The sequence below is a fragment of the Candidatus Nomurabacteria bacterium genome (assembly GCA_023898625.1).
Classification (GTDB): domain Bacteria; phylum Patescibacteriota; class Saccharimonadia; order Saccharimonadales; family JAGQNJ01; genus HK-STAS-PATE-36.
In genome coordinates, this window is the sequence record CP060231.1 from 529,245 (window position 1) to 555,809 (window position 26,565).

General features: G+C 38.8%; 24 protein-coding genes, 1 tRNA gene and 1 pseudogene. 16 read left to right on the forward strand and 10 right to left on the reverse strand.

Annotated features, from left to right (window positions below):
• Nucleotides 1-46: 46 nt before the first annotated feature.
• From H6793_02755 to cls, 3 genes are all read left to right on the forward strand, one after another.
• A complete protein-coding gene (locus tag H6793_02755; protein ID USN95231.1) occupies nt 47-1,249 on the forward strand; it encodes a hypothetical protein in 1,203 nt (400 codons plus the stop codon).
• Between the two features lie 325 nt (nt 1,250-1,574).
• Nucleotides 1,575-2,471: a hypothetical protein gene (locus tag H6793_02760; protein USN95232.1), complete on the forward strand. Its 897-nt coding sequence runs from the start codon at nt 1,575-1,577 to the stop codon at nt 2,469-2,471.
• A 42-nt stretch (nt 2,472-2,513) separates the two neighbouring features.
• On the forward strand, nt 2,514-3,971 hold the full coding sequence (gene cls, locus H6793_02765) for a cardiolipin synthase (protein ID USN95233.1): 1,458 nt from the start codon (nt 2,514-2,516) through the stop codon (nt 3,969-3,971).
• Nucleotides 3,972-4,075: 104 nt separating this feature from the next.
• Here cls and H6793_02770 read toward each other — a convergent pair whose 3' ends face one another.
• A complete protein-coding gene (locus H6793_02770; protein ID USN95234.1) occupies nt 4,076-4,696 on the reverse strand; it encodes a fibronectin type III domain-containing protein in 621 nt (206 codons plus the stop codon).
• Nucleotides 4,697-5,349: 653 nt separating this feature from the next.
• Here H6793_02770 and H6793_02775 point away from each other — a divergent pair.
• Nucleotides 5,350-5,790 carry an SRPBCC family protein gene (locus H6793_02775; GenBank protein ID USN95235.1) on the forward strand — a complete coding sequence of 147 codons (441 nt, stop codon included), beginning with the start codon at nt 5,350-5,352 and terminating at the stop codon, nt 5,788-5,790.
• A 64-nt stretch (nt 5,791-5,854) separates the two neighbouring features.
• On the opposite strand, the gene H6793_02780 is transcribed toward H6793_02775, so the two are convergent.
• Entirely contained in the window at nt 5,855-6,274 is a 420-nt protein-coding gene (locus H6793_02780) for a hypothetical protein (protein USN95236.1), read from the reverse strand.
• Nucleotides 6,275-6,397: 123 nt separating this feature from the next.
• Here H6793_02780 and H6793_02785 point away from each other — a divergent pair, with 123 nt between their 5' ends.
• Nucleotides 6,398-6,844, forward strand: coding sequence for a hypothetical protein (locus H6793_02785; GenBank protein ID USN95237.1), 447 nt, complete (start codon nt 6,398-6,400; stop codon nt 6,842-6,844).
• A gap of 94 nt (nt 6,845-6,938) precedes the next feature.
• Here H6793_02785 and H6793_02790 read toward each other — a convergent pair.
• Nucleotides 6,939-7,015 (reverse strand) — tRNA-Lys (locus H6793_02790).
• A 224-nt stretch (nt 7,016-7,239) separates the two neighbouring features.
• Here H6793_02790 and H6793_02795 point away from each other — a divergent pair.
• The 3 genes and pseudogenes from H6793_02795 (at nt 7,240) to murI (ending at nt 9,232) form a co-directional block, all read left to right on the forward strand.
• Nucleotides 7,240-7,587, forward strand: a pseudogene (locus H6793_02795) (hypothetical protein).
• Between the two features lie 179 nt (nt 7,588-7,766).
• Nucleotides 7,767-8,585, forward strand: a complete 819-nt coding sequence (locus H6793_02800; protein ID USN95238.1) for a bifunctional 5,10-methylenetetrahydrofolate dehydrogenase/5,10-methenyltetrahydrofolate cyclohydrolase — start codon at nt 7,767-7,769, stop codon at nt 8,583-8,585.
• On the forward strand, nt 8,582-9,232 hold the full coding sequence (murI, locus tag H6793_02805) for a glutamate racemase (protein ID USN95239.1): 651 nt from the start codon (nt 8,582-8,584) through the stop codon (nt 9,230-9,232). The genes H6793_02800 and murI overlap by 4 nt, the downstream gene beginning before the upstream one ends.
• Here the strand turns inward: murI and murD are convergent.
• From murD to H6793_02830, 5 genes are all read right to left on the reverse strand, one after another.
• A complete protein-coding gene (murD, locus tag H6793_02810; protein USN95240.1) occupies nt 9,210-10,571 on the reverse strand; it encodes a UDP-N-acetylmuramoyl-L-alanine--D-glutamate ligase in 1,362 nt (453 codons plus the stop codon). The genes murI and murD overlap by 23 nt on opposite strands.
• 42 nt (nt 10,572-10,613) lie before the next feature.
• Nucleotides 10,614-10,985 carry a response regulator gene (locus H6793_02815; GenBank protein USN95241.1) on the reverse strand — a complete coding sequence of 124 codons (372 nt, stop codon included), beginning with the start codon at nt 10,983-10,985 and terminating at the stop codon, nt 10,614-10,616.
• Nucleotides 10,986-11,052: 67 nt separating this feature from the next.
• Complete coding sequence (locus tag H6793_02820; protein USN95242.1) at nt 11,053-11,445, reverse strand: response regulator; 393 nt, start codon at nt 11,443-11,445, stop codon at nt 11,053-11,055.
• A 228-nt stretch (nt 11,446-11,673) separates the two neighbouring features.
• Nucleotides 11,674-13,077, reverse strand: a complete 1,404-nt coding sequence (locus H6793_02825; protein USN95243.1) for a hypothetical protein — start codon at nt 13,075-13,077, stop codon at nt 11,674-11,676.
• A 12-nt stretch (nt 13,078-13,089) separates the two neighbouring features.
• Entirely contained in the window at nt 13,090-13,452 is a 363-nt protein-coding gene (locus H6793_02830; GenBank protein USN95244.1) for a response regulator, read from the reverse strand.
• 258 nt (nt 13,453-13,710) lie between these two features.
• Between H6793_02830 and H6793_02835 the strand changes: the two genes are divergently transcribed.
• From H6793_02835 to H6793_02845, 3 genes are read left to right on the forward strand one after another with little or no spacing between them, the layout of a single operon-like run.
• Complete coding sequence (locus H6793_02835; protein USN95245.1) at nt 13,711-14,409, forward strand: hypothetical protein; 699 nt, start codon at nt 13,711-13,713, stop codon at nt 14,407-14,409.
• Entirely contained in the window at nt 14,409-14,894 is a 486-nt protein-coding gene (locus tag H6793_02840) for a pyruvoyl-dependent arginine decarboxylase (GenBank protein USN95246.1), read from the forward strand. The genes H6793_02835 and H6793_02840 overlap by 1 nt, the downstream gene beginning before the upstream one ends.
• Before the next feature lie 3 nt (nt 14,895-14,897).
• Nucleotides 14,898-16,049: a hypothetical protein gene (locus H6793_02845; GenBank protein ID USN95247.1), complete on the forward strand. Its 1,152-nt coding sequence runs from the start codon at nt 14,898-14,900 to the stop codon at nt 16,047-16,049.
• Here the strand turns inward: H6793_02845 and H6793_02850 are convergent.
• Nucleotides 16,046-16,969, reverse strand: coding sequence for a DUF2156 domain-containing protein (locus H6793_02850; GenBank protein USN95248.1), 924 nt, complete (start codon nt 16,967-16,969; stop codon nt 16,046-16,048). The genes H6793_02845 and H6793_02850 overlap by 4 nt on opposite strands.
• 61 nt (nt 16,970-17,030) lie before the next feature.
• Between H6793_02850 and H6793_02855 the strand changes: the two genes are divergently transcribed.
• From H6793_02855 to H6793_02875, 5 genes are all read left to right on the forward strand, one after another.
• On the forward strand, nt 17,031-19,229 hold the full coding sequence (locus H6793_02855; GenBank protein USN95249.1) for a hypothetical protein: 2,199 nt from the start codon (nt 17,031-17,033) through the stop codon (nt 19,227-19,229).
• A gap of 26 nt (nt 19,230-19,255) precedes the next feature.
• Nucleotides 19,256-19,726: a hypothetical protein gene (locus H6793_02860; protein USN95982.1), complete on the forward strand. Its 471-nt coding sequence runs from the start codon at nt 19,256-19,258 to the stop codon at nt 19,724-19,726.
• A 101-nt stretch (nt 19,727-19,827) separates the two neighbouring features.
• Complete coding sequence (locus tag H6793_02865) at nt 19,828-20,127, forward strand: hypothetical protein (GenBank protein ID USN95250.1); 300 nt, start codon at nt 19,828-19,830, stop codon at nt 20,125-20,127.
• A gap of 6 nt (nt 20,128-20,133) precedes the next feature.
• Nucleotides 20,134-25,002: a hypothetical protein gene (locus tag H6793_02870; protein USN95251.1), complete on the forward strand. Its 4,869-nt coding sequence runs from the start codon at nt 20,134-20,136 to the stop codon at nt 25,000-25,002.
• 24 nt (nt 25,003-25,026) lie between these two features.
• Nucleotides 25,027-25,359, forward strand: a complete 333-nt coding sequence (locus H6793_02875) for a hypothetical protein (protein ID USN95252.1) — start codon at nt 25,027-25,029, stop codon at nt 25,357-25,359.
• 14 nt (nt 25,360-25,373) lie between these two features.
• On the opposite strand, the gene H6793_02880 is transcribed toward H6793_02875, so the two are convergent.
• Nucleotides 25,374-26,156: an IS1595 family transposase gene (locus H6793_02880; GenBank protein USN95253.1), complete on the reverse strand. Its 783-nt coding sequence runs from the start codon at nt 26,154-26,156 to the stop codon at nt 25,374-25,376.
• Nucleotides 26,157-26,565 lie beyond the last annotated feature (409 nt).

Genomic DNA, 26,565 nt, shown 5'->3' on the forward strand with positions numbered 1-26,565 from the left:
TCCGTATTTGTCGGTAGTTAACTAGCTTATGTTATGCTAGTGATAGATGAAAATATTAAGGACTAGAAATCTTAGACCTGGACGTGCAACTATTACAATAAGGCAATCTAGTATTTATGTTATTGGGCTTATTGCAGTTTTGGGTATCTCTATGCTTGTAATTTCTAAGGCCTCAACAATATCATTACAGATAGAAGCAGAGAATGGGGCAAGCGATGGTATAGCAAAAGTTGTTAATGATCAGACTGCTTCAGGAGGTAAAGCGATAATTTTTGGTAGTGTCAACAGTAAATGTCAACAAGGCGGGGCTTATTTATGGTCTCACCTAGAAGATTGTGGATGGGCAGGACCGAATAATACTGGCCCAAAATTAAGCGAATGTTCAGGTGGTGTTCTAATAAAGAATTCAGGGAGCCTATCAAGAGTTATTGATGTCAATAAAGATAATACAACAATAAGTTGTCAAGATATTTCTGGATGTATAAGGGCGACCGGTAACAATATTGTTATAAAAAACGTAAAGATTACATGTAATACTGGACTTGTTGGAACTGCAGCTAATGGTCGGGGCTCTATATATATCGAAAATGGCGCAAGTGCCACTATATCAAATGTGGAGATTAATGGATCTAAAGGCGTTCATGCTTGCATTTGGCATCAAGGTAAGAGTGTTAATATAGAGTCAATAAATTGTTACGGAGCCGATGATGGGGTGTTTAGTTGGGCAGATGTGGCATATTCGCAGACGACTGGCGATAATTTTACTATTAAAAATAGCTATTTCCATGATTTTACGAACAAAACATCCAATGGTCATATTGACGGATACCAGACGGAAGGTGCGAATAATGGCATGATTGATCATAATACATTTTATATGACATCAGATGACAGTAACTACACCGATTCTGCTATTGCAATATGGAACAGCTTACGGTCAAGTAATAACATTACAGTGCAAAATAATCTTTTTGCAGGTGGTGGCGCTACTATATATGCTGAAGATTATAGCCCTTCAGAGTCGAATAATTTAGGTGGGTTTAGTACTTCTAATATTATTTTCAAATACAATCGCTTCAGTACTATATTCAATCCTTGTGTGGGTTTTGGCCCTGGATGGGACGGCATGACATGGTTTAGGGTTGGTCCCACAGATGGCTGGAAACGAACTGGTAATACTGTAATCGAAACAGGAGAAAATATCGATAATGGTAATCCGCATCTATCTAATGGATCGGTTTGTGGTTAGCGCTTGAGGTAGAGTGGTATACTAATGTATATGCAAACAACAAAACTTAAAGACACGAAGAAAAGAAAAACTACTCTTATTGTCATAAGCTTGTTTGCGTTGGTGGGTACAATAGTGCTGGCGTTTTCTAAAGCATCGTCAATGTTGTATATCTCTAGAAGCTGAAAATGGTACCAGGACAGGAAATGTAACCATTGCTCACGATGATTCTGCATCAGGAACTGGCAATAATTTTGTAAAGTTTGGTAATGATGTTAGTGCTGAATGGACCTGGCCGGCCACCCTGCAAAACACTGGTCCAGCTAAGGGAACAAGTTTTACTACTATGGCACAGCGAGACTTTACTACTTCGGATAATGGCAAAACTTTTGATGGTATTCAAATTAACGCCACAGATCCCAGAGGTATTTATATAACTGCCAGTAATGTGACCTTTAAAAATTGTAAGATTTTATATACTGGTTCAGCCACTTCAGAGAACGGATTTTTGTTTATCGGTGATGGTTCAACTTCTCCAAAGAATGTAAATTTTGACCATTGTATCATTGATGATGGTAATAGATTTGAATACAATATCAGGGCGCGTTACGGGCAATTTAATCTTAAATATTCTCAGGTAAGAGGGGGGTCGCATAATATTGATGCATTCGGAGATACTGACCCTGGTGGAACGATCAATATTTACAGAAATTACATTTATGATTATGACGATAAGCCATTCCATTCAGATACTCGTTATGAAGGTCATGCAGCAGACGTATACTTTTCTAGCAATAACGGCACGGTTAATATAGAGGAAAATACAATTATAGGAAACCGATGGGAAGCATGCACAAATGGTGGTTTCTCTAACGGTCCGGGTGCAGGCTGTCGAGATAATTCAAGCTCGCCACCGTTTAACGGTACTGGATCAGTTGTGGTTTATGCTGACGAAGATAGCTATCCAGATAAGAATTATATTGTAAAACATAATCAAATATCAGGCGGTAGCTATTATCCAGTAAGATTTTATGGAGGATCATCTGGGATCGGATCAATCCAAATAATTGATAATGTATACACAGCCCAATCCGGATATCCAAAATTTAGCCTAGAGGGTGGTATTTATGCATTTGATACAGGTGCAAAAAATAAAACATTCTCTGGAAACTCTTGGGGAAAGGACACTGTTTGTTATTCAGCACCGTCATCATGTCCTGGCGACCCAAATTCAGCGAACTAGTAGCATTTTCTGATGGTTCCTGCATCTGATATAATCACCTCTATGATTGACAATTTAACGTGGACAGCAGTTGCATTATTTATTATTGATTGGATTATTCGGATTGGATTTATTATCTATATTCCCAGGAAGAGAAATCCAAATTCAGCTATTGCATGGCTACTACTATTATTTATATTGCCGGGCTTAGGGATACTTTTGTTTTTGATAATCGGTAACCCAAGGTTATCAAAAAACCGAAGAAATATGCAGAGGACTGCCGATAAGCTTATATCAAACATAACAGATAGCATGAAGGATGATATAGGGAGTTTATCTGAACAACAAAAGGCCCGAGCAAGGTCATTGATATCCTTAAACAGATCACTTGCTAAATTCCCGGCTAGTGGTGGCAACTCTGTGATAATACAGCCAGAATATAATGATTCGGTCAAGGATCTTATTAATGAAGTGAAAAAAGCTAAGGAATTCGTACATATAGAGTACTTTATTGTTGCATTAGATAAGACCACAAAACCTCTTTTTGATGCTATGAAGGAGGCAGTAGATAGAGGAGTAAGGGTTCGGTTACTTTTTGACGGTATGGGATACAGAGCATATCCAAAACGCAAAGAAATGAAAAAGCTTCTAACAGAAATTGGTGTTGAATGGCACGAAATGTTGCCAATTAAGTTTAGGCCAAGCCAGTATAATCGGCCTGACCTTAGAAACCACCGCAAGATTGTAGTTATAGATGACAAATATGCCTACATCGGTTCACTTAATATGATAGACAGGACATACCATAGAAAGGACGATATATATTACGATGAATTGGTTGTTAAGTTAAGTGGGCCAATAGTTAGACAATGCTCGGCGGTATTTGCATGTGATTGGTATTTTGAAAGTGGAGAACGACTGCAGAAAATCATTAGCCCTAAGTTTAGGAAAATGCCCAAAAAAGCAGGAGATGTAGTTGCTCAATTAGTACCAAGTGGGTCAGGGTTTGACAACTCAAATAACTCAAGATTGTTTGCGTCATTGATGTATAAAGCTCAAAGCAAGGTTGTAATAACAAATCCATATTTTGTGCCAAATGAGGCTATGTTGGAGGCGGTAACCTCTGCGTCTTTGAGAGGTGTTGATGTAAAGATAATTAACTCTATGGCAATGGATCAATGGATGGTTGGACATGCCCAGAGGTCATTTTACGACCAGTTAATGAAGGCAGGTGTGAAAATATACTTATATAAGTATCCAAAGTTATTGCATTCAAAACACATGACAATAGATGATGATATAGCAGTGATAGGCTCGAGTAATATGGATATTAGGTCGTTTGAGTTAAATCAAGAATGTGTTGTCGTGGCTTATGATAAAAAGGTGGTAAGCGATTTAGCTAAAGTTCAAAAACAAAATCTTAGCAACTCTAAAAGAGTGGATGTTAATGAATGGGATAGAAGAAAATTATTTGACAAGTTCTTAGATAGCCTTGCTCGTTTAACATCTGCTTTGCAGTAACTCCGTGTTCCTCACTCAGCAAACTCAACTAGAGTGTTAATATTTATCTAACCTTATGATCTAAGCAATGGCAACAAAATAATATATGATCTATTGTCAGAGTTCTATTTTACAGCCACAAAGCTTGCTACTGCGCTTTTCTGTGTTTCTCCATTAATCGTTGCTACCACGCGATAATAGTAGGTATTGCCGGGCTCTAATTCGGAATTACTAACAGCAACACTATATCCTTGTGTATACGTATCCGATCCCATTCCAAGTTCTTTTGTTAGTTTTGATGACGATTTATCAAGATTACTTGGGTCAGTTCCATACTCCATCCATACTTCAGTAGGTTTTAGGGATTGCTTCCAAACGAGAGTTATTAATGTTCTGCCATCGTCTCGGTGAGTATCAGCGTCTCCTGGAATTAGGTCAGGGTTTGGTGTGTTGCTAGTCTTGGGTTGATTAACAGTCGTTTGCGGTTTTTCTTTTTCGTTGGTTAACTCGGTTAGCTTTTGTTCCAACTGATTTATTTTTGATTGAGATTCGTTTAGCTTTACAACTGAAGCATTATTTTTTGATTTTTGCCAAAAATAAGTAGCACCAGAGGCAATTAAAGCAGTAGCTATTATTAACAAAACGATAAGTAAAATAGGTTTTTTTGATTCTTTGCTTGTATTCGTCGTGTTTAATTCTGGTATATTTGCTTGAGGTAAATTTTGATTTTGTTCTTGATAATCCATGTAATAAGCATAAACTAAATGCAGGAATAATGATAGTGCTATTTGCTAGTATAGCGAACTCGAAAGCTAACAACTGAAAACAAGTTTTAATCGGAAGATTTCCTTGCAAATTGCCTCTGACAATTCGCACCCCTCCACCACACGAGTGTCACGGGTTCTAGCCATTACTGTGTCAATTTAAAAGTCACACTTTGGTGGCTTCATGAACTTGATGGACATCGTGGATGCTACTACAACTATGTTTAGAGAAAATAAAGCGCATATTTAGTATTCATAGAGCAACTAACATTTGTAGGTGGTTCAACATCGCTATTTTTGATTTCTTGTATTGAATCCCTAAATATTAAATGAAGTCTTTTGGTAGGAGTCGGGTCGACAGGGCATCCTTTTGTAGTTGTATAACTTCCTAATGGCAAAAATAAACCAACAAGTATTAAAACAATTACGACACCGACTTTAATATTTTTCTGTTTTTCATTATTTTTTATTGTAGCAAAAACGTTAAAAAGAAACTCAGTGTACTAGAGAATTTGGATGGTATTAGCAGAGGCTATCGCAACCAAAATATGGCTATTTTATGGACTTAGATCAACAGTTTTGGCTCTTTAAAATATTTGGTTGGTTTTTTTGAAAAAATAGTTAAAATCAATACTATGATTAAATCTAGTGTTGAGATTAATCGAAAACCCGATGACGTGTTTGCGTACATAGCTCAGCTCGACAAACACGGCGAGTGGCAAGAAGCAATCATAAGTTCTAAAAAAGAACCTAAAGGCCCCACTAGAGTTGGTACGCGTAATACTGAACTCCGAAAAATGCCAGGTGGCCCTAGAGAAGTTACGTCGGAGGTGATTGAGTATAATCCACCGAAGAGAATTTCTGCTAAGGGAATAGACAATGGTCCAATGCAGGCTCTTATCTCAATAAGTGTCAAACCTGTGCAGGGTGGGTTACACTCGAAAGTTACATTTGAACTTGAACTCATAGGGCGTGGTATTGGTAAGTTATTTGTAGGATTTGCCAGACGTAAGAGCAAAAAGCAAGTTCCAAAAGATCTCTTTTCCCTCAAGCAAAAACTCGAAGACAAAGCTTAGAGCAAAGTATGTAGCCCACAGATTAAAATTCAGTACTAGAGGGCCATCGTGTATGATGCGGTAGCTATTTTTCAGAGTTCTTATAGGTCAACCAGTCGTTAATCGATTTAGTTTTGAGATAACCAATTTTCTTAGCAAAAGCAGTTGCATCAGCTTCAAGCTTATCGCCGTCATGCATTTGCCAATTTCTCCCCTGCATTACATGTCCTAGCTCGTGTGCAATAACCCATCTTAGAACATCGTTTGGTATGTCTTTTGGAATGTAAAGTTGCATAACTGCAAAGTTATCGTTTCTTGCCTCAAAGTGCATTACTTGACCAATCGTTCCTTCATGAAAAGCCATAATTATTAGATACTTACGCATTCTCTCGAATTGCTCTTTGGGTAACTTGCTTAGCACATCAATAAAAGCGTTTTGCAGTTCTTTATATAAATGCAGGCTCTTCTGCGACTCTATATAACTAACTACTTCTGCTTTATTCACTCTTGTATTGTAGCAAAAAGGAAGACTTTCATATATGCATCGGCGAGATAGAATTAGCTGACATAGCTGATCGTACTACAACTAAAATAATGTTAGATTCTGTGATTAATATATGCTTATAACATGAGCAAAGAATACACAATCTCAATTCCTATCTATACCTTTAACGATAAACTAGATCTGGAGAAAGTTGGTAAGTACATTGATGGAGCATTGCTCGCTAACTTTAAGGGCAAGGATTTAATAATACGTGGCATTCAGTCTGAAAAACATAAATTGCCCAAAAATGAACTAATCAATCAGATTATAGCCACAGGCACGGATCGTTACAGTCAGAACAGCAAAAATGAGGTAAGAGTAAGCGACAAGCATATTGATCTTTTTGGATATGCCCGCAAGATCGATGTTGCACCAATTGTACTGCCAATACTAGAAGGTTTTCATAAATGGAAACCAAAGTCACTGGAAAGACCTAGGTGTCGCGTAGACTTATGGATGGTCTATGATGTGAACCTTCTTGAAAATGTTGAATATACTCATATGAAGTACAAAGTAAAAAGTAAAAAGTAAAAATGGTTATAGATTTAGAATGACCGAGAACAAGACAGATGCTTTGCTTGGGTTAATAATCATAGAGTAGTAGATATAAAAACATAAACAATAATGGAGGGCCAGGAGGGGCTCGAACCCTCGACACCCTGCTTAAGAGGCAGGTGCTCTAACCAACTGAGCTACTGGCCCAACACGCTAGATATATTAACAGATATATAGTGGTTTGTAAAATGTTAGATTGCGCAAAAAAAGCATTTTATTTTTAGCAAAACAGGTATATAATTCGAGCATATTAATTAAGAGCATAGGAGGGGAATATGCTTGATGTTTTAGCACAAACATACAGTACTACATATAATTCAACGGCTAGTCCAGAGGCAACTGCTGGGTTGCTAATATTTTCAGGGTTTTTTATGATCATATGGCTTGTCTTTGTGGTCGTTGCTATTGTTGCATTATGGAAGGTATTCACAAAGGCCGGGGTAGAAGGCTGGAAAGCTATCATCCCAATTTACAACGGATGGGTGTTGGCCGAAATTGCTGGTAAGCCTGGATGGTGGGCAATTGTCGGTTTAGGGGGTGTTATCCCAATAATCGGATTTGTTTTTGGAATAGCTGCCTTAGTCTTGTATGTGTTAATAGCTTTAGAATTGGCTAAAAAATTTGGCAAAGATACTGTTTTTGCGGTGTTTGGATTGATAATATTTTCATTAATCGGATTATTGATTTTGGGCTTTGGCGACGCAAAGTATGAAGGGTCTGTTCCTGCAAAGGCAACTCCATCAACTAGCGGAGGAAACTCTCAGACGCCACCAGCGCAAAACAATAACACAACCACTCCACCAAGCGCATAGAAATTCAATATATAAGTATATCAGTTGATAACGACCTATTTAGAGGATGGGTCGTTATTCAATTATGCTAAAATAACAAATTAGATATGAAAGAATTAAATGGCGGTGAGTTGGCTGGATTTATTAAAGAACGTCAGGCAAAACAAGTTCGTACTTTGCGTCAATCACATAAAATTAGTCCCAAGTTGGCGATTATTCGAACCAACCCTGACCCTATTGTTGATAGCTATATGAGATTAAAGCAGAACTATGGTGCAGATATTGGAGTTGAAGTTGATGTTCATACTATTGATCAGTCAGAAGCGACCAGGCTTATAAATAGCCTAAACAAGAACAATGATGTTCACGGAGTTATCGTTCAAATCCCATTGCCTGATAAATCACAGACCTCAGAAGTTTTAGATTCTGTCACGCCAGTTAAGGATGTCGATGCTTTGGGCAAAAACGCCATCTATGACCCTGCTACACCAATGGCTATCAGTTGGTTGTTGGCTGGATATAACGTGAATTTTACAGATAAACAAGTAGTTATTGTTGGTCACGGCAGATTGGTTGGTAGGCCTTTGGCAAAGATGTGGCTACAGTCGGGATACAATATTCATGTTGTTAACAAAAAGGTCAACAACTTAACAGAAGAGGTACAAAAAGCTGATATTTTAATTTGCGCAACAGGGGTTCCAGGATTAATTACTAAAGATATGATAAAAGAAAAAGCAGTCGTAGTTGATGCGGGCGTCGCAACTGATAGTAATGGATTAGTTGGTGATGTAGCAGAAGAAGTTAGGAACTTGCCCAACATAACAATAACGCCCGTTAAGGGTGGGGTTGGTCCATTAACTGTGTGTGCATTGTTTGAGAATGTAATTAGAGCAACAAGGGCTCAGATGTCCACAAGCAATTTATGAAGATAGGGGTTTTTGATTCTGGTGTCGGTGGGTTGTCAGTTGCCAAGGCTATAGAAGAGGCTTTCCCGAAAGACAATATTGTTTTTATGAATGATCCCCAAAACGTACCTTACGGGACGAAGACAAAAGCAGAGTTGATAAAACTTGTGCTACCAATTCTAAAAAAAATGACTACCGATGGGTGTGATGTCATTGTGATAGCTTGCAATACGGTTACAACGACGTTAATAGATCGACTGCGGAGTGAAATAACAGTTCCTTTAATAGGCATGGAGCCAATGGTTAAGCCAGCTTGTGAGAGTACAAAATCTAACAAAATTGCTGTTTTGGCAACCCCATCAACTCTATCTAGCGATAGGTATCAAGGTCTAAAGAAGTCTTATGCGCAAAATATTGAGGTGATCGAGCCTGATTGTAGTGACTGGGCGAAAATGATCGAGGAAAGTAAAATTGACCAGGAAAAGATATCAATGATCACTAACGATGTTTGCAGTAAAGGAGTTGATGTAATTGTTCTCGGGTGCACACATTATCATTGGATTGAAAATCGAATAAAAACAGTATCAAACGGTAGAGCTAAAGTTTTACAACCAGAAGAACCAGTGATTAAACAACTACAAAGGGTTATGCAAGGTTTTGGGCGTTAACCTCTGCCTTAAACTGCTCGCCACGGTCTTTATAGTTTTTGAACATATCAAAGCTGGCGCAAGCTGTCGATAGTAATACTACATCTCCACTTTGAGCAAAGTGTATCGCGGTGGATACTATGTCCTTCATTGTTTGAGAGGAATTTATGATCGTATATGGTGTGTTTTTATTGTTAGGCGAGTTTTTCAACATTTCTATAATACGTGGGCCCATTTCGCCAATTGCCACAATGTGGCGAATGTTACTGTTATTGATGGTTTCTATTAGGTCGGTGAAGTCGTTATTTTTATCTGAACCACCAATAATTAATACTTTTGGTTGGTCATATGCTTTGATTGCTACTTCTGCGGTTGCTGGATTAGTGCCAAACGAGTCGTCCACAAAAGTTACTCCATTTAGAGTGCCGATTTCCTCAAGTCTATGTGGCAAGCCAACAAAACCGTCTAAAGCTTTTTTGATAATTTTTGGTCGTTTTCCAATCAAGTCCCAAGTCGCGCCAATCGAAGCGCAGACGTTTTGTAGATTATGACGACCCTTGAGGTGGATATCATGCAGACTGACAACATGCTTACCAAAGGCCTTGATATGGTTGCCGTCAACGTAAATTCCGTCAGTAGATTCAATCGGTTCATGTTCGTCTATGGGTGCATCGTAGCCTATCTTGTAGTGTGCTGGAGATGCCGTAGCTATCTCAGTGGAGTAAACATTTTTGGCGTTGTATACAGCAACATCGTTGACTGTCTGATGTGCAAAAATCTGTTTTTTTGCATTAATATACTCGTACATATCAGGGTGCCAATCAAGGTGCTCTTCTGTAATCATCAAACAGACTGCAATATGCGGACTGTATCTAAGGTCGATTAGTTGAAAGTTTGCTAGTTCAAGAACAACAATATCATTCTCGGATATATTGTTTTTTAATAGGTCAAGTGGGGGTGTGCCAATATTACCGCCAAGATGTACGTTTTTACCCGACTCTTCTAATATGCGTGTAATTAATGTTGAGGTGGTTCCTTTACCTTTACTACCAGTTACCCCAATTATCGGTGCTTTGCATACTTTAAAGAACTCTTCTGTATTCGAGGTGATTTTATCGATAATTTCAGGGTGATCTGGGTTTGCTTCAAGGATTGTTCTTGGATGTACTGCAGGACTCCTAACTATGAGATCAAATTCATGGAGATCATCCAGATAACTGTAACCAAGTTTATCGATAGCGCCCGCTGGAAGCTCTAGGTCACGTTTTTTATCACAAATAACCACTACGTCACCTTTACTAAACCAATAATTAAAAGATGAGCGACCTTGTTCGCCAAACCCAACAATTGCAATGTTCATAAGTATTATTATCAGTTAAATCAATGGTTAAAACAAATTTTTTTAAGAAGACAGGAGTTTTTTTACTAGATCGGCTACTTGTTTGGGCGTCATGTCTGCCTTAAGGATTACTGCTGAAACGTTCAGTTGTTTGATTTCTTCTGGTATTTCTTGTTCACCCATATTTGTAAGAACAACAACTTTGATATTTCTACCCCAGGAGGTTGCTCGGAGTTTGGCAAGCATTTCTGAGCCATTCATCTCAGGCATCATTAGATCAAGCAGAATAATATCAGGTTTCATGTTTTCGGCAAGCTCTAAACCGAGCAGACCATTTTCGGCCGTGTCAACGTCGTACCCTTCTGCTTCGAATTTTATTCTGTACATCTGGGCTATTGCTTGATCGTCTTCGACAATTGCGACCTTGTTCGCCATATATGTATGTTACGGCAAAAGCCTAAGTTGCACAAGCAAGAGCACAAATATTATCTAATAATAAGAGTTAGATAATCTCTTGAACAATTTCTAATACTTGTGACGGAGTATGATGCGCCTTAACTATGTATCGATCAATGTTTAAAAATTGCAGATTGCGTGGAGCTTCATCTCTACTAATGTTCGTCAAGACAATTACGCGAATCTCTGCACCCCACTCTGTTTCTCTAAGCTTAGCTAACATTTCGTCGCCACTCATAATAGGCATTTTCAAGTCGAGCAAAATGAGTTGTGGCCTAAAGTTGTTGAGTAATTCTAGCCCTTCTTGCCCGTTGTGAGCAGTTTCTACGGCGTAACCAGCAGAAGATAGCTTCATCTTGTACATATCACAAATACTAATTTCGTCTTCGATTACGGCAACTTTAACACTGCCTTTTTGTGGGGTCTTATCTGGATTCATATCTTAAACATGATAAAGTACGGGTGTGATTACTGCAATAGTCATTCACGGCTAATTACAAATTTGGTAATATATAAAAAGTGGCTATTTATCCAAAATGCAATAAATGTGGCAAGATCCTTGATGACTTCGGTGCTATACTGTTGAGTCCACCGGATTTGAATAGTAAAGTGGTTAAATTTCATATTTGTAAAGAGTGCTACTCTAAATACAAGTTAGACCTAGAGGTTAACGAGAACTAAGTTTTATTATATGGTCATGAAGATCACTAAGCATATACATCGAGCCAGTTATTAAAATTGTCTGGTTAGGCCTAGATTCTTTAAAGGCCATATCTAGTGCAGAGATGGGGTTATTGCATATAGTTACGTCGCCTCCGGATGTTATGATCTGCTGAGCAATATCTTCAGGGTTAGTTGATAATTTTTGAAGGTGATTAGGCTGGTTATCGAAAAATCGAGTCGCAAATACCTTAGCTGAGTGTTTACTGACAATTGAGGTTGATGATTGCCAATCCTTTGTGGATTTGGCGGAAAAAACCACCAGAGGTTTAATAGGTAGCTTAAGGGAAGTTATTAACCCAAACAGTGCTTCTAACTTTTGAGGGTTATGGGCGGAATCAATTATTACGGGGGTATTATTGATGCGCATTATTTCAGCGCGAGCAGGAATTTTAGCGTTCATAAAACCTTTTCTGATTTTTTGATAATCTAACCTGAAATTATCCCGTTTACTTAGGAATTCTAATGTTGCTATGGCAAGGCATGCGTTCTCAGCTTGATATTTGCCAAGTATCGGAATGAAGATGTTATTTATAGTTATGTTGTCGGATAGGTAATCAAATATTATTCCATTAATAGTTTGCTGAAGATTGAGTATACTTTTCTTTGGGTCAATAAATTGCAAAGTGGCGTTTTTCTTGCTCGCTTCTGACTCAATTGCAACTTGAGCAGATTTGTCATCTGGGAGCAGGGCAATAGCGTGTCCGTTTATGGGAATTATTCCTGCTTTTTGTTCGGCTATTTTGCTGATTGAGTCACCTAATATCTCTGTGTGGTCAAAGCCAAGTCTGGTAATAACAGCTAGTTTGTCTTCGCGGTTTATGGTATTTGTAGAATCAAACTTTCCTCCAATGCCGGTTTCAATGACTCCGTAGTCAATATTATGATTAGCAAAACATCTATGCGCTAGTCCAATCATAACTTCAAAATAGGTGGGACGGCCAAAATCAGATTGCTGTAGCTTGATAATTGGGTTAAATAGATCTGTAACTAGTTGAGTAAATTCATTTTCAGAAATGAATGCATTATTTAACATTAAGCGCTCCCGAATATCGTATACATGTGGTGAAGTAACCGTGCCGGTGTTTTTGTTATGTATAGTCAACAATGTGCTGGTCATATAAGCTGTTGAACCTTTACCTGATGTTCCAGCAATATGAATAGAAGGATAGTTTTCTTGAGGATTTCCTAGCTCTTTTAACAGTGTGTGGGTTCTTTGTAGTCCAATATTTGCGTTAAATAATCGGCTTCTGGTATCTGTTAGGTTGTGATATAAAAAATGAATAGCTGACTGAAAGTCAACAATCTTCAACCTATCGGAATAGTTAATTACCCTTGTTTTAACGGTCATTTTATAGGTATGTTAAACCAAGGTTCGTACCTTATCAACTAGACTAGCAGGGGTTAGCTGAGCTTTGGTTAGCAATTCTATCACGCCAAGTTCTTTAACTTTCTCTGCAATTTTTGCCTCGCTTACATTAGTTAAAACAACTACCTTCATATTTTTACCCCAATCTGTTTCGCGGAGTTTAGCGAGCATTTCATCACCACTTATAATTGGCATCATTAGGTCAAGCAAGACAATATCTGGATTCTTACGTTCGCATAGTAATAGTCCAGCTTCGCCATTTTCTGCCGTGTAAACACTAAAACCCTCTGCCTCAAATTTTAATCGATACATTTGTAAAATGGCGGGGTCATCTTCGATTATTGCTACTTTTATCATAATTTTCCTATCCTAAACTAAAATAGCGCGTCAACCCATAGTGTTGACACGCTGTTAATCATATAAAGTGCTATGTTTAGTTATAGTCCTGATAATATGGATTGTCAAGTTTCTAGGTTAGTTATAAGTATTTGACAAAAATATCTTGACATTTTTTAGTATTTTGATATTATAGGCACTAGTACTTTATAAGATTAAACGTCGTAAGAACTCCAATTAAGGAGCTACTTACGACGTTTTTTAATATGAAATTTGTATATGACAAGTCCAGAAGAATCAACGAACAACCTTAGCCAACCTGAGATTGAAATCGCTAACAATCATGCAAAAGTTAGTGATAAATCTAGCATTCTTCATAATTTTCGGAGAGCTGGAGAGATCGCCATGGTCGGCATAGAAGTTAGTCCACTGAATGAAGCTATTAGATTTGGAGCCATTGGTACAGCTATTGCTTATGGGGCAGATCCAGTTACTGTCGGTGCAGTTGCAGGTGGTATTACGATGGCGGTTGAATCTGGGGGGGCTGTTGCGGCGACTGGATTATTAACAAGCCACAACGGGGGTAGGGCTATTGACTGGATTAACGCAAAATTAGAGAATAATTTAAAAGTGTCTCCTGAAGCAAAATTTAGTCCGTTAACCAAAGCTGGCATAGCCTTTTTAGGCGGGTCTGCCGTTGTATCTGCAGTTAAATATCGAGAGAATCCAGAAATGACAGAGTCAGAAAGCCGTAATTATGGATTGATAAGCGCAACAGCGCTAGCTGGTTCTGCCTCTGTCATGGGTTATGCATTTAGTAAGGGGATTGAGTTGCCAGGGCCACAAATGGTGGGTGCTGGGCTTATTGCCACCGGAGTACTAACAGCTGTATGGAGAAGAATAACTACTCGAATTAGGCGTGAACAGGTTGAGGAAGGCATAGATATAGATAACATAAATAGGGAGGAAGCAGAATAATGGAAATTCAAATATCAACAGGTATAGGGATTGGCCCAACTCAGCTATCTGCTTTTGATTCTGCGCTAAATAATGCTGGCGTTGCAAACTATAATTTACTAAAACTTAGTTCTGTGATACCGCCAAAGTCAAAAATAGTTATCAATAAAACCGCACTTACAGAGTTGCCTGGCGAATGGGGTGATAGATTGTATGTGGTAATGGCTGAACAGCGTGCTCATGTACCAAATGAAGAAGCTTGGGCAGGAATTGGCTGGGTGCAAGACAAAAAGACAGGTCGAGGCTTGTTCGTGGAGCACGAAGGCAGTAGCGAAAAGGCAGTAAAAAATGATATAAAACAAAGTCTAGAGGCGTTAATGGCTACCAGAAATGTAGATTTTGGAAAAATTCATATGCAAGTTGTGGGTGCGACTTGTAAACATCTACCTGTCTGTGCGATGGTTGTGGCGGTATATCAAGCCGATGGATGGAAAATTAGGGTATAGTAAATGGTAGATTGTGAGAAACTTGCTACGCAACAAATTGACTTGCAATATCAACAATATGTAAGTCAATTACCTATTAATGATATTCCTCAAAAAATCGGGCTAAACAATGAAGATTATATACAATCAATTAGTCACGAGGATACTATATCCATTGATGTCGTAGACTCATCCAGTAGCAGATTAACCATTCCTGTTATTACGTCACTAGACATTTTTCCTTGGTATAACAGAGACCTTATATCTAAATCGCTTCCAGGCTATTCTGTTAAATATATCCCTACATTGCCCGAAGGATTAAGTCATAATGATCAAGAAAAAGTCAATGATACTATCATTTCATCACTTAATGCCGGCGATGCACTAGTGGTAGATGTTGATTTATCTAATCCTGATGATCGATTCAGGCCTCTGCAGACTGTTTCAGATATGGCCGGGATTAAAATTTGTATAGATAATTTGGGTGGTGGTGAGGATGAGAGATATCTTAACCAGTACATAGCTAGGGTCACTTTTCAGAATGAACACACCGATTCGAGAAGTTTGTTCGCTTGCTACGAAGATATGGTTCAAGAAGGAATATTAGAGAATAATAGCCAAAATGGGCCATCATTGGCATTAAGTATAAAAGAATCTGAGATAAATAGTATTTGGCGTATGTACAAAGATAGGTTTGATGTACTAAGCGAAAATCATCCCGTTAATGCTGGATATAATGAAATTGAATTTAAGAATATTCTTAGAGACCCTAGTGTCGTTAAGGTTGTAAATAGAGTTGACGGCGAAGTAACTACCGTTTGTTTATTTCTTACTGATTTATACCAGTGTACCTGGTTAAATCGACAATATTTTTATGAAAACTATAGTTCTACAATCCAAAAGAATAATCTATTAGTATTCTTAGGGATTGTTACTGATGAGAGAAAACAGGGTAATGCGTATGCGACTGATGTGGTTGATTTACTTGTAAGAGTGGCGGATGAGAAAAGTGAGCCAACGGTAATAACATTTGAGTGTAATGAAATATCTCAAAATGTAACTCCAATATTGGTCAAATCCGCAATAGAAAACAGTGGTCTTGGTATAGTAGAAGGTCTTGATAGGCAGGTATCTCAAATTGGTTTTTATGTAATCAGGAAAGCAACAAATAGTTAAATCAAGGAAATGCAATATTTTTTTAGGTACATAATGGGTTTTGCGTTTTGTTTGTTCTCTCGTAGCCCAGGAATGCCAAGGTCTTGCTCGTAATTAACATATTTCACTCCCTCTTTATTCAGATATCTAAGTAGTTCAACCATCATGAATTCGTACATTCCTTTATGGGTTTTTAAGGCTTTGCCGAAATGTGTTATTGCCCAATTTTGTTCGAGTAGTTCGTAAATACAATATGCTTCGAGCACAGAATTAACACGTATTCCAATACATCGTATTTGTAATGATTTTGACAAGTTTGAATAGTTGTCGAGTAGTTTATGTATTGCTTTTATATCACTTACATCAATAAACATATTAGAGTTTGATTCCTGTTTCCATCGCTGGTTAATATACTGAATTTCATCGATATGTTTTGCATTCTTGAGGTCTAGCTCGCATATTTTAATATCCTTGCCAATGCTAGACAACAACTTGTTTATCTTCTTACGTTTATTTGAATACTTCGCACCTTCTAATTTAATTGCCTCATCAGTCGATAGTATGTAGTCATTATTATCTATGTCTTCGTACACTCTATACGATGCGTATTGATTGATTTTATCAATCACGATGTCTGGAATGTATTTTAGTGTATCTGAGATACCAGTAGTTGATTGCGTATGTCGTGATAGTTCATGGATTGTTTCATCAATTTTTGTTGTACCTAATAGACTGAAAGTGACTTGGTCGGTATTATATTCTGGCATTTTTAGAATGAGATTATCGTTGTAAAAGGTGAATTCTGCTTGATCATCAGTGTTCCAACAATAGATACTAGTGAAGTTATAATCAGAATATGGTTTAAAATTAGAAGTGAATGATTTAATTTCGGGAAGAGAGTCAATGGTGATAGGCTCAAGATTGTAGGGAATTCTAAGCATTTATTCTTGATTATATAAGAAAAACTAGGATATTAATAGGAAAGTAATTACAATTATATTGATGATACAAGCATTAGCATACACTCCAGGAATCATAATGGTGCTCTTTGTTGTTTTGGGGTTAATTATTAGTAGTAAAAAAAATACCCTAAATCGAATATTTCTATATTTAGCAGGGTCGGTGCTTATTTGGCAATGCTTGCTATTTATCTCTGATACGACGCATTCAAAATTTATTGCTGAGCTTTCTCTTCGGTTGGCATTATTGGTTTCGATGTTTATGCCTTATACTTTCTTGCTCTTTTGCTATGCTTTTACCCAAAGATTAAATAAAGGGTTGGCGATTACTTTGTATATGCCCATTTTAATTACGCAATTGTTGGCGCTATCGAGTTTTGTCTTTTCGACCGTTGAACTTAGAAAATTTGGAGTCCATATCGTTGATCCAAAGTGGGGATATACGGTCATAGTGTTTGTAACAACAGGATATATACTATATGGTTTAGTTTTACTTCTGATTAAGCAAGGTGAATTTACTCTTCAGCAAAAAAAACAGAGTAGGTTAATTATAGGAGGCGTGGCGATATCTTTAGCTATTAGTTTAATAGCCAACTTCTTTTTAATAGACACATCATATTCCGATTATACAATTTTAGCAACGGGACCTTCTATTATATTTTTTGTTGGTGGCATCGGAATCGCAATCATTAAGCATAGAATGTTCGACATAAAGCTTATTGTTGCCCGAACTATGGGTTATGCTCTTTCGATTATCATGTTAGCGACACTGTATGGCGTATTAGCCTTTAATATAGTTGATATGTTTAGTTCTAGCCTGAGTAAGAGTGGTCAACAAGTTGTCTATACTTTACTTGCTGTTGTTTTGGCATTTACATTTCAGCCACTCAAAAAGTTTTTTGATAGGCTAACAAATAAATTATTCTATCGTGACGCGTATGACTCGCAGGAGTTACTTGATGGGCTTAATAAAATACTGGTTTCAACGCTAGACATCAATAAATTGCTCAAAAATAGTGCTGAAGAGATAAACAAATCTATACGGTCAGAATTTGTACTGTTTGGAATTAAGAAGATTGAGGGGTCGCCACAGCGCATTGTTGGCACAAACGAGCGTCAATTTAGTCAGCAAGAGATAGGGTTCGTACGAACCATTACTCCAAAAATACGACAGAAAAGTATTATTGTTGACGAGCTTGAAGACTCAGAACCAAAACTTCGTGAAGTTCTTCATAAAAACGGTATTGCATTATTGGTACGATTAACTGATACGCCAAATAAAGTTCAGGAAGGTCTGGGATACATTGTTTTGGGCGATAAAAAGAGTGGCGGTCAATATACCAAGCAAGATTTACAAGTGTTAGAAATTATTGCCGACGAGTTGGTGATTGCTATTCAAAACGCGTTAAGGTTTGAGGAAATCCAGAACTTTAACATTACTCTGCAAGAAAAGGTGGATGATGCTACTAAGAAATTACGTTCGGCTAATCATCGTTTGATAGAGTTAGATCAGACTAAAGATGATTTTATTAGCATGGCGTCTCATCAGTTACGCACACCACTAACTACCATTAAGGGGTATTTAAGTATGGTTATTGAGGGCGATGTTGGTAAGGTTAGTAATAAGCAAGCAGAATTATTAAGTAAGGCGTTTATCAGCTCGCAACAAATGGTTTATTTAATTGCAGACTTATTGAATGTTTCTAGGCTGAGAACAGGTAAGTTTGTGATTGAGCCAAAGGAAACGAACTTATCTGATGTTATTGGCGGAGAAATAGATCAACTAATCGAAACAGCAAAAGCTAAGGGGTTAGAGCTTAGATTTGAGAACCCAAAGAATTTCCCAACGCTGATGTTAGACGAAACAAAAATTCGCCAAGTTATCATGAACTTTATAGACAACGCTATTTACTATACTCCTGCCGGTGGGCATGTTACTGTAGCGATACAAGACAAGGGTGAAAGCATTGAGTTTACTGTAGTTGATGATGGAATAGGGGTTCCAAAAAATGAGCAACACCATTTATTTACAAAGTTTTATAGAGCTGGCAATGCCAAAAAAGCTCGTCCAGATGGTACGGGCTTAGGGTTGTTTATGGCTAAGAAAGTGATTATTGCCCAAGGGGGGTCAATAATTTTTAAATCACAAGAGGGAAAGGGTAGTGAGTTTGGGTTTTTGTTTGATAAAGCACAGTTACTACCAGAAAATTATAAAGGCGCATTACATAAGACTACATCATAAAATTGCTCGAAGTGTATAATAAAGATATGGTGAGCAAAAAAGACGCAACTAGTTTGGACGATATCGCAGAATCAATTGCTAGCTTGGCAGGAATGGTGAGTGATCAGTTTGATTTAGTTAGTGAACGCTTTGTGCAAGTAGACAAGCGCTTTGAGCAAGTAGATAAACGCTTTGAACAAGTAGACCGACGCTTTGAGCAAGTAGACAAACGCTTTGAACAAGTAGACCGACGCCTAGATGGTATAGAGAATCGGCTTTATCATCTAGAAAAACAACAGAGCGAAATGCGCGAGTGGATCGAAAGCATAGACAGCCGTTTGAGTGGTATTAAAAGCGACATCGCTGAGATATATGATCGCATTGTAGCGTTAGAAAAAAAGAGTGACCAAGGTCTGACTAAGCAAGATAAAAAAGAGTTAGAACAAAAGATAAACGACCTACTACATTGGGCCAAAGAAGTTAGCAAAAAAACTGGTGTTCCTCTGCCTAAAGTATAAAACCCGTCGACATGCTTATATAAAGGTCGTGTATTTTTATGTTGCAATAAAGCTCATGGCTATACTATTATATAGCTATAGTAATTATGTAGGATACAAATATGCAATCAGAAGAACTAAAGAAGTATGTGACGGAAATAATTGAGCAGAAAAAATTATCGGGCGTTGATCAAGACATTAAGGATAAACTTATCGACGACCTAACTAATCGTCTTCAAGAACAAATTAATCGAGCCTTAATTAACGCTTTAAATGATGAACAGTTTAAAGAGTTTGAAAAGTTGGTCGATGCTGAAGATGCTGAAAAGGTTAGTACTTTTTTTGCAGACAATAATATCCCAGTACAAGAAATCACTACTCAAGTGTTGGTGAAATTTAGGGTTGCATATCTAGGATCATAGGCAATTATGAGTGAAACAATTGATTCTCCGCCACCAGTTTCGACAATGGATGACGGAGTAGTCTCATTGACCGAAGAGGAATTAATGCAAAGGATTGCTGATGGCGCAAATCCTGGCGAGGACGTGTCAAAGCTAACAGAAGAAGAACTAATGGCTAGAATTGGCGACTCCATTACTGGCGAGTCTCAGAAAACCGAAGGCAGTGAATACAAGTTAAAGCCTGTCGAAGAGAAAGATTTTAAGGATATGATGGACAGGAATCCTGATATTTTGGATCCAGATAATCCCGATTCTCTGGGAGCTGGGGCGATAGGAACGATGGCGAATGAACCATGGATGTTTGATGACGATATGCCTGATAATGAGGTTAAAGAACCTCCAGTAGAACCTCCAGTAGAACCTCCAGTAGAACCTCCAGTAGAACCTCCAGTAGAACCTCCAGTAGAACCTCCAGTAGAACCTCCAGTAGAACCTCCAGTAGAACCTCCAGTAGAACCTCCAGTAGAACCTCCAGTAGAACCTCTAGTAGAACCTCCAGTAGAACCTCCAGTAGAACCTCCAGTAGAAGGCGAAGAACCCATTAGAATTGCCATTGGTAATTTAGATAAAAGTATTGATGCTGAATCGCGCGATGTGGCAGAAGCAGAAAATGATATGCGCACCCAAGGCAGGGGTTTTAGGGGATTTTTACGAAAACTATGGCGTGGAGGTAGCTTTAAAGAGGTTCATGTGCAACGCGAAAGACTCAGGGCTCGTGATGAAATTCTCGAGTCGGGTGAATTGTATATCCATCGTACAGATGGAGCTCCTTCACAAGATGAAATTGACAGATCAGTAATCGAAAAGCTAACCCATCAAAATATAGACCAGCTTCTTAGTGAGGAATCAGGAGAAACACATAGAAGAATTGATGATGAAACCGATCCAGAAGCTCAGGAGGTTAGAGGCGCTGTTAATGATTTAATTTCTAGATATGCTCGCGGAGAGCTTGATGATGAAAATTTTGAAGAAGAAAAAAACAGAGTACTACATGTATTGGCGCAAAACAACCCAGAACTATTAGGTGAAGGGAGGATGTTTGCGGATAATCTTTTGTTGGTTGCTCAGAATGTTAAATCTATGGTACGACACGATCGTGGAGTTGATGAGATTATGGCGAATGCAATAATAGATCTCGGACAAATTAGAACAGATGCGCGTACAGAAGCAAGATATAGTTCAGCAGATAAAGTCATTGAGCGTATTCAAAGCACTAGACTTGGTAAATGGTTGAACGAAACCACAATAGTGACAGCTGCGTCAATCGCAACATCTGTCGCAAGACTAACTGTTCAGTCTGGTGTTGCTAAGGCAGCGGCAGTTACAGGAGTTTTGGGGGTTGGCGGTGCTGTTATTGCGGGAGCGCGTCAATCTAAGGTAGTTAAAGATGAGAGACGACGACATTCTCGTGAAATGGCTAGTGGTGAACGTTTTGAACCTGGCGCAAAAAGAAGAGAACGCCTCGAGGGATCCCGTTATGAAACTATTTCGGCAGTTGATGCTACTCGCGCTCTTCAGCAGTTATTTGAAGAACCCGAAGATGGAACAAACTTGCGAAATCTACACGAGCTTACCAAAGAAGGTTTCATAGAAGCTAGCATGCTTGTTGCTCAACTAAGAACCCGAGATGCTATGTCTGACGAAGAGCAGATTGACCTATTTCATTATTCTTCGGCGGAAGGTATTTCTGATGAACGTCTTCAACTGCAATTAACTGCAATTTATGCACAGGATGCTTTAGATCGTTATTTAGAGGCTCACGGTGGTGTTGAGTGGTTGAGAGAAGTCGGAATCGTAGACGGGATAGATAATTTCCAACAATTACTAAGTGTTGGATCGCAGGCATACGAATCAATAATACGAGAAGATATGAGTGATAAAGATGCAGTTTTCAAGCGAATTCATCGCAGTGAAGTTTTGAAAGCAGCAATGATTGGCGGAACAATTGGAGTGGTAGTTGGCCTTTCTGTACAAGAGGCAATGGCTCATCTTCCTGGAATTGGCGATCGTGTGTATGGTATTGGCGAAGGCAAAGCAATGCCGGGTGGAAGAAATACACTACTGGGTGGAGTATTCAATAGTGATAAGCCTGGATTTAGTGGAAACTTGACAGAGGTAGGTGGGTCTGGAAGATTTGCAGATGTTGAGGGCTTCAGACCTCACAAAAATAGCTCAGGCAACTGGATTATAGAACGAACATTAGATGGAAAAAAGATAGAGTTAGCTTATGACGACAAAGGACTGTTAACACCTGGGTCTAAGCGTGGGTTATCAAGTATGGGATTTGATGTTCATAGTAAGGTTGAGGGTGTGCACTTATCTGGACAAACCCAAGATGTTGTTATTGGCAACAACAAAATAGTAATACCTTCAGAATTTAAGTTACAGCAATCGCCGACTGGTCAATGGGAGTTGCTGAACCCAGACGGCACTAAATCTCAAGATATTGGGCTGAATTTTGACGGTAGCTTAACAGATGCTTCTATTGCTCACATGCAAAGTCAAGGGGTTGGAGTTACGGCAACCCCGAATCTTGTTACTGAAACAATTAAAGTTGACGGAAGAGGCCCAATAGATATTATTCAGAATCATCTTGGTGATACAACAAGAATCCACAGAGGTTTGTGGTATGGAAACAACACACCTTCGCCAAACTTTGACCTAAATGAGTTACGCCCACATGCTGGTGGCGTTAATGGTAGCTGGTTTGATGATCATGATAACGTAGTGATCGATATAAGTAAGATGAAACCAAATTGGTCATTCCAGAATGGTCATTCGGTGAATCCTTTTCAGGCAACTAGTGAAGGAAGAATGTCCTTAGCGGTATCTTTGTCAAAAGATACTCAAGGAACAGTATTTGATTTTAAGTTTTCAACTCTTCCAGACGGACGGACCATAGCAACAATTCCTCCATCTAATCCTGCACATCAGTTATTCCAAATGGAGGGCGGAAAAAGAGTGTTCAAAGGTGGTTTCTTTGAGGTTGCCGAACATACTGGCCAACAATCTCCAAATGGCGCTCAAGGTGTTAATATTCTAGCAACCTACCCAGGACAGAATAATCCTGGCGCGTTAACGGACACTATTACAACCACTAAAACTGTTTATGACACGCTTATTACTCCCAAACCACCAACAGAAAATATTGAGGTGATTACGTATAACGGCTCAACTCCTGTCGAGGCTGCTCCGGTAATTCCTTTCTATGCACGTCGTGGCCTTGAAAGAACCGTACCAAGAAATTCTGAGGATAGATATAATTATTACATGTACGGCCTGCCCTCAAATGAGGAGCTTCGCGAACTTATGAGAGATACAATTCCAGTACTGCTTGATGACCCTAGATCTATGGTTGATACTGGCGAGGCTGTTAGATGGTATGAGGGTGTTTTGCGGAGAAGGCACGGAGATGCATATATTGACGAATTGAATAGCACTATAGATACAACTCCAGAGCTACATTCTCTTGATAGTGATACAAGAGCGATAATCGCAATACCTGTTGGTGGGTTTGAAGGAGAAAATATTTACGATACTCTTAGTTTGTATGGACAACAACCAGAGTCCGAAACTGCGCATACTCCCATAGTGCTTCATGTTAACTGGAGACAAAGTGATGTTCGTACTGTGGAGGGGCAGAATAAATTAAAAGATACACTTGATGCTATCGAGAGAGCAAGAACTAAGTATCCTGATTTGAATATCGCAGTTATACAATCTGCATGGACTGATGAGCAGGTGGAGCATGGAATAATTGGTTTTGCGACCAGAAAATTATACGACACCATAATTATGGCTACTAATAGAGCAGTAGAAGAGGATCGTGTTGGATCTGATCAGGAGATTGTATTAATTCGAAACGATGCTGACACTAAGGGGATGTCGTCTGGTTATATTGGTAAAATGGTAGAGTCAGTTACTAGCGATTCCGTAGATGCATCTGTGGGTAGATTAAAATGGGGTATAGAACAAACCCAAGATTTGCCTGGTTTTTCTGTTGTTATGCAATTTCTTGAGGGAATGCGTGGTTCTGCAAGAAGAGCTCGCGAACAAGGCATTGACGTAAATGTACAAACAGCAGGAGCAAATACCAGCGTTAGATTGTCGACATTAGCATCGGTTGGTAGCATTGGGTTTTCCGACTACACAGATGCTGGATCTGATGATATAGAAGTTGGTAGAAGAATAAGTTTAGTGCGTCGAACTAATTCTCCTCTACATACAGGCAGTAGCTATAGCCGGCGCACAAAAAGATTTCTTCGACGAGCCTTCTCTGATGATTCATTTAGAGAAAGTGATCGTGAATATATAGAAGGAGACGACACTGATAGCACAATAGTTATTGCTAGTGGAGCAACTATCGACACAAACTCCGCAAGACTTGAAGGGCAATATATAAATGGGGATTCAATTGGTCGAGCATGGGCAGGATTCAAAGGTACTTCTAGGGACGCAAAGGTGCCCACAACTAGATCTGGTGAAGATCTAGAGACAGACTTTGATTCGGTTGTAAAAAATATAGAAACCCAATTAGCAAGTGTTGTAGTGGACTGGGCATTTGATAGGCGTATAGTAGAAATGGAGCTGAGACGATCGTTCCCTCCTGAGCGTGGATCGACAGAGTCTATGTATGAAGCTACTTTTGAACCTGACGGCACCATGAAGTTTAATTTTACGGAAAGTGGAAAAAAGTTACTAAAAAGGAGGTTGACGCGCAATAATTCAGGTCAGTTTGACCCGATTGGTAGTAGAAGACTAAGAGTAAACTATGGGCGCTCAACAGGAAGACGAAGATTCCCCGAAGGAAGAACCCCAAGGTTAGTAGGAACATAAAATACTTAATAAGGAGATTTATATATGGTAGATTTACAAAATCTAAAAAATGAACTACTCGACGAGCTAATAAAAATAACTGACGAAACTGGTGTTGATCCCATTGATCGATTCGACATTGTGATGGGTCGTTATATGAATACCGGAGAAACAGATTTGCTAGCTCAGGCTACCTCAATAGCAAAGACAATCGAAGATCCTAAAGATCGAGGTAATGCTATGATGCAGTTACTTGATGAAATAGACTTAGCACAGTCAGATGATGCTGGAAGGCAAAATGAAATCTCGAATAGTGCGAGTAAAGCTGAAGTCTCTGAAGAGCAGGTTTCCAATAATAATTCAACCCCAGATAAGTAGGTTCATAGAACGAATCAAGAACAAAGCGTTGCAGATAAGTAGTTATCTACAGTATAGAACAATTCAGGATTGTTTTGTCTTTGTTCCCACTCCCTAAGGATATTTCTTAGATCAGTAAGTGTTAGCTTGCCGTATAAACGACGTAAGGAGCGTTTCAGTACACCCCAGAAGTTCTCGATCATGTTGGTTGGACCAAAGTGTCCATTGCTATGGTTACATCTCTCATGAGAGTAGCCATAGAACTCTAGGTCATGGTAGCCACTGAAGGCGTCTGTCGTCAGATGAGAGTTCCTAGCTACCGTCTTAGTCAAAAACAGTTCCAGGCTGTCTTGAGCTCTGTCAGGGACAATCTGTAGTCTAACTCGTCTGGTATCTCGTTCAATGGCTCCAACAACAATGGTTTGACTACCATACTTCTGTTTACCAAAGAAACTTTCATCTACTTCAACAATACCAGAGAGCTGTAAGGTACTTTGTGGAACTAATGCCCTAAAGCGCCTAAACCACCTACGAACAGTTGGATAGCTAACACCCACAATATCCACAGTCGTACCAACACTTTTTTGTTTCTGCCAGCACCAGATGAGTAGCCATAGCTTCTGTAGTGATAGATTACTACCTCGAAACCAGGTAACAGCTCTAACTGAGTGTTTAGCTCTACAGTACCGACACCAAGCATAACTACGACGAAATAATAGTCTCCCGTTACACCGGGGACAGGCGCTAGACCCATATATTATCTTAAATAGCTGTATATGACACTGCCGTTCACGTGGCAAACTTGCTAGAATGTTCATTGGAACAAGCCCTCCTTCCGTAAGTTAGTTGACACTACTTACTTTAACGGCTTGTTCCGTTTTAGTTCAGTGAACCGATAAGTAACTAAGTTTATTCAAGATAGTACATAAGACTAGGCAGGTAAGCATAAGCATTGACGGATTGTAAAGAATAACGTAAACAATATTGACTTTATATCTGTATTATGGTAATATTTAAGCATCCTGTTACAGATGTGAGGTGAGAGCATCATCCGTAAAGGGAAGTAATTTTTACAGAGGTGGAAGCGACAACAGATAAGTATATCTGTTGTTTTTTGCCGTCTTTAGATTAATTCTCTAGTTTATTAACAGGGGCAACCTTAACAAGTCATATCATTACAGTTCATACCCTGCTTTATTTGTCGTAAGAACCCGCTTCTGACAGAGT

Excerpts from the sequence above, each read along its gene's own strand:
- H6793_02830 (USN95244.1), bottom strand. The coding sequence starts at position 13,452 with ATGATAAAAGTAGCAATAATCGAAGATGACCCCGCCATTTTACAAATG.
- murI (USN95239.1), top strand. The coding sequence starts at position 8,582 with ATGAAGATAGGGGTTTTTGATTCTGGTGTCGGTGGGTTGTCAGTTGCC.
- H6793_02835 (USN95245.1), top strand. The coding sequence starts at position 13,711 with ATGACAAGTCCAGAAGAATCAACGAACAACCTTAGCCAACCTGAGATT.
- H6793_02825 (USN95243.1), bottom strand. The coding sequence starts at position 13,077 with ATGACCGTTAAAACAAGGGTAATTAACTATTCCGATAGGTTGAAGATT.
- cls (USN95233.1), top strand. The coding sequence starts at position 2,514 with ATGATTGACAATTTAACGTGGACAGCAGTTGCATTATTTATTATTGAT.
- H6793_02770 (USN95234.1), bottom strand. The coding sequence starts at position 4,696 with ATGGATTATCAAGAACAAAATCAAAATTTACCTCAAGCAAATATACCA.
- H6793_02800 (USN95238.1), top strand. The coding sequence starts at position 7,767 with ATGAAAGAATTAAATGGCGGTGAGTTGGCTGGATTTATTAAAGAACGT.
- H6793_02840 (USN95246.1), top strand. The coding sequence starts at position 14,409 with ATGGAAATTCAAATATCAACAGGTATAGGGATTGGCCCAACTCAGCTA.
- H6793_02775 (USN95235.1), top strand. The coding sequence starts at position 5,350 with ATGATTAAATCTAGTGTTGAGATTAATCGAAAACCCGATGACGTGTTT.
- H6793_02845 (USN95247.1), top strand. The coding sequence starts at position 14,898 with ATGGTAGATTGTGAGAAACTTGCTACGCAACAAATTGACTTGCAATAT.
- H6793_02880 (USN95253.1), bottom strand. The coding sequence starts at position 26,156 with ATGAACATTCTAGCAAGTTTGCCACGTGAACGGCAGTGTCATATACAG.
- H6793_02760 (USN95232.1), top strand. The coding sequence starts at position 1,575 with ATGGCACAGCGAGACTTTACTACTTCGGATAATGGCAAAACTTTTGAT.
- H6793_02850 (USN95248.1), bottom strand. The coding sequence starts at position 16,969 with ATGCTTAGAATTCCCTACAATCTTGAGCCTATCACCATTGACTCTCTT.
- H6793_02855 (USN95249.1), top strand. The coding sequence starts at position 17,031 with ATGATACAAGCATTAGCATACACTCCAGGAATCATAATGGTGCTCTTT.
- murD (USN95240.1), bottom strand. The coding sequence starts at position 10,571 with ATGAACATTGCAATTGTTGGGTTTGGCGAACAAGGTCGCTCATCTTTT.
- H6793_02820 (USN95242.1), bottom strand. The coding sequence starts at position 11,445 with ATGAATCCAGATAAGACCCCACAAAAAGGCAGTGTTAAAGTTGCCGTA.
- H6793_02785 (USN95237.1), top strand. The coding sequence starts at position 6,398 with ATGAGCAAAGAATACACAATCTCAATTCCTATCTATACCTTTAACGAT.
- H6793_02860 (USN95982.1), top strand. The coding sequence starts at position 19,256 with ATGGTGAGCAAAAAAGACGCAACTAGTTTGGACGATATCGCAGAATCA.
- H6793_02865 (USN95250.1), top strand. The coding sequence starts at position 19,828 with ATGCAATCAGAAGAACTAAAGAAGTATGTGACGGAAATAATTGAGCAG.
- H6793_02870 (USN95251.1), top strand. The coding sequence starts at position 20,134 with ATGAGTGAAACAATTGATTCTCCGCCACCAGTTTCGACAATGGATGAC.
- H6793_02755 (USN95231.1), top strand. The coding sequence starts at position 47 with ATGAAAATATTAAGGACTAGAAATCTTAGACCTGGACGTGCAACTATT.
- H6793_02815 (USN95241.1), bottom strand. The coding sequence starts at position 10,985 with ATGGCGAACAAGGTCGCAATTGTCGAAGACGATCAAGCAATAGCCCAG.
- H6793_02875 (USN95252.1), top strand. The coding sequence starts at position 25,027 with ATGGTAGATTTACAAAATCTAAAAAATGAACTACTCGACGAGCTAATA.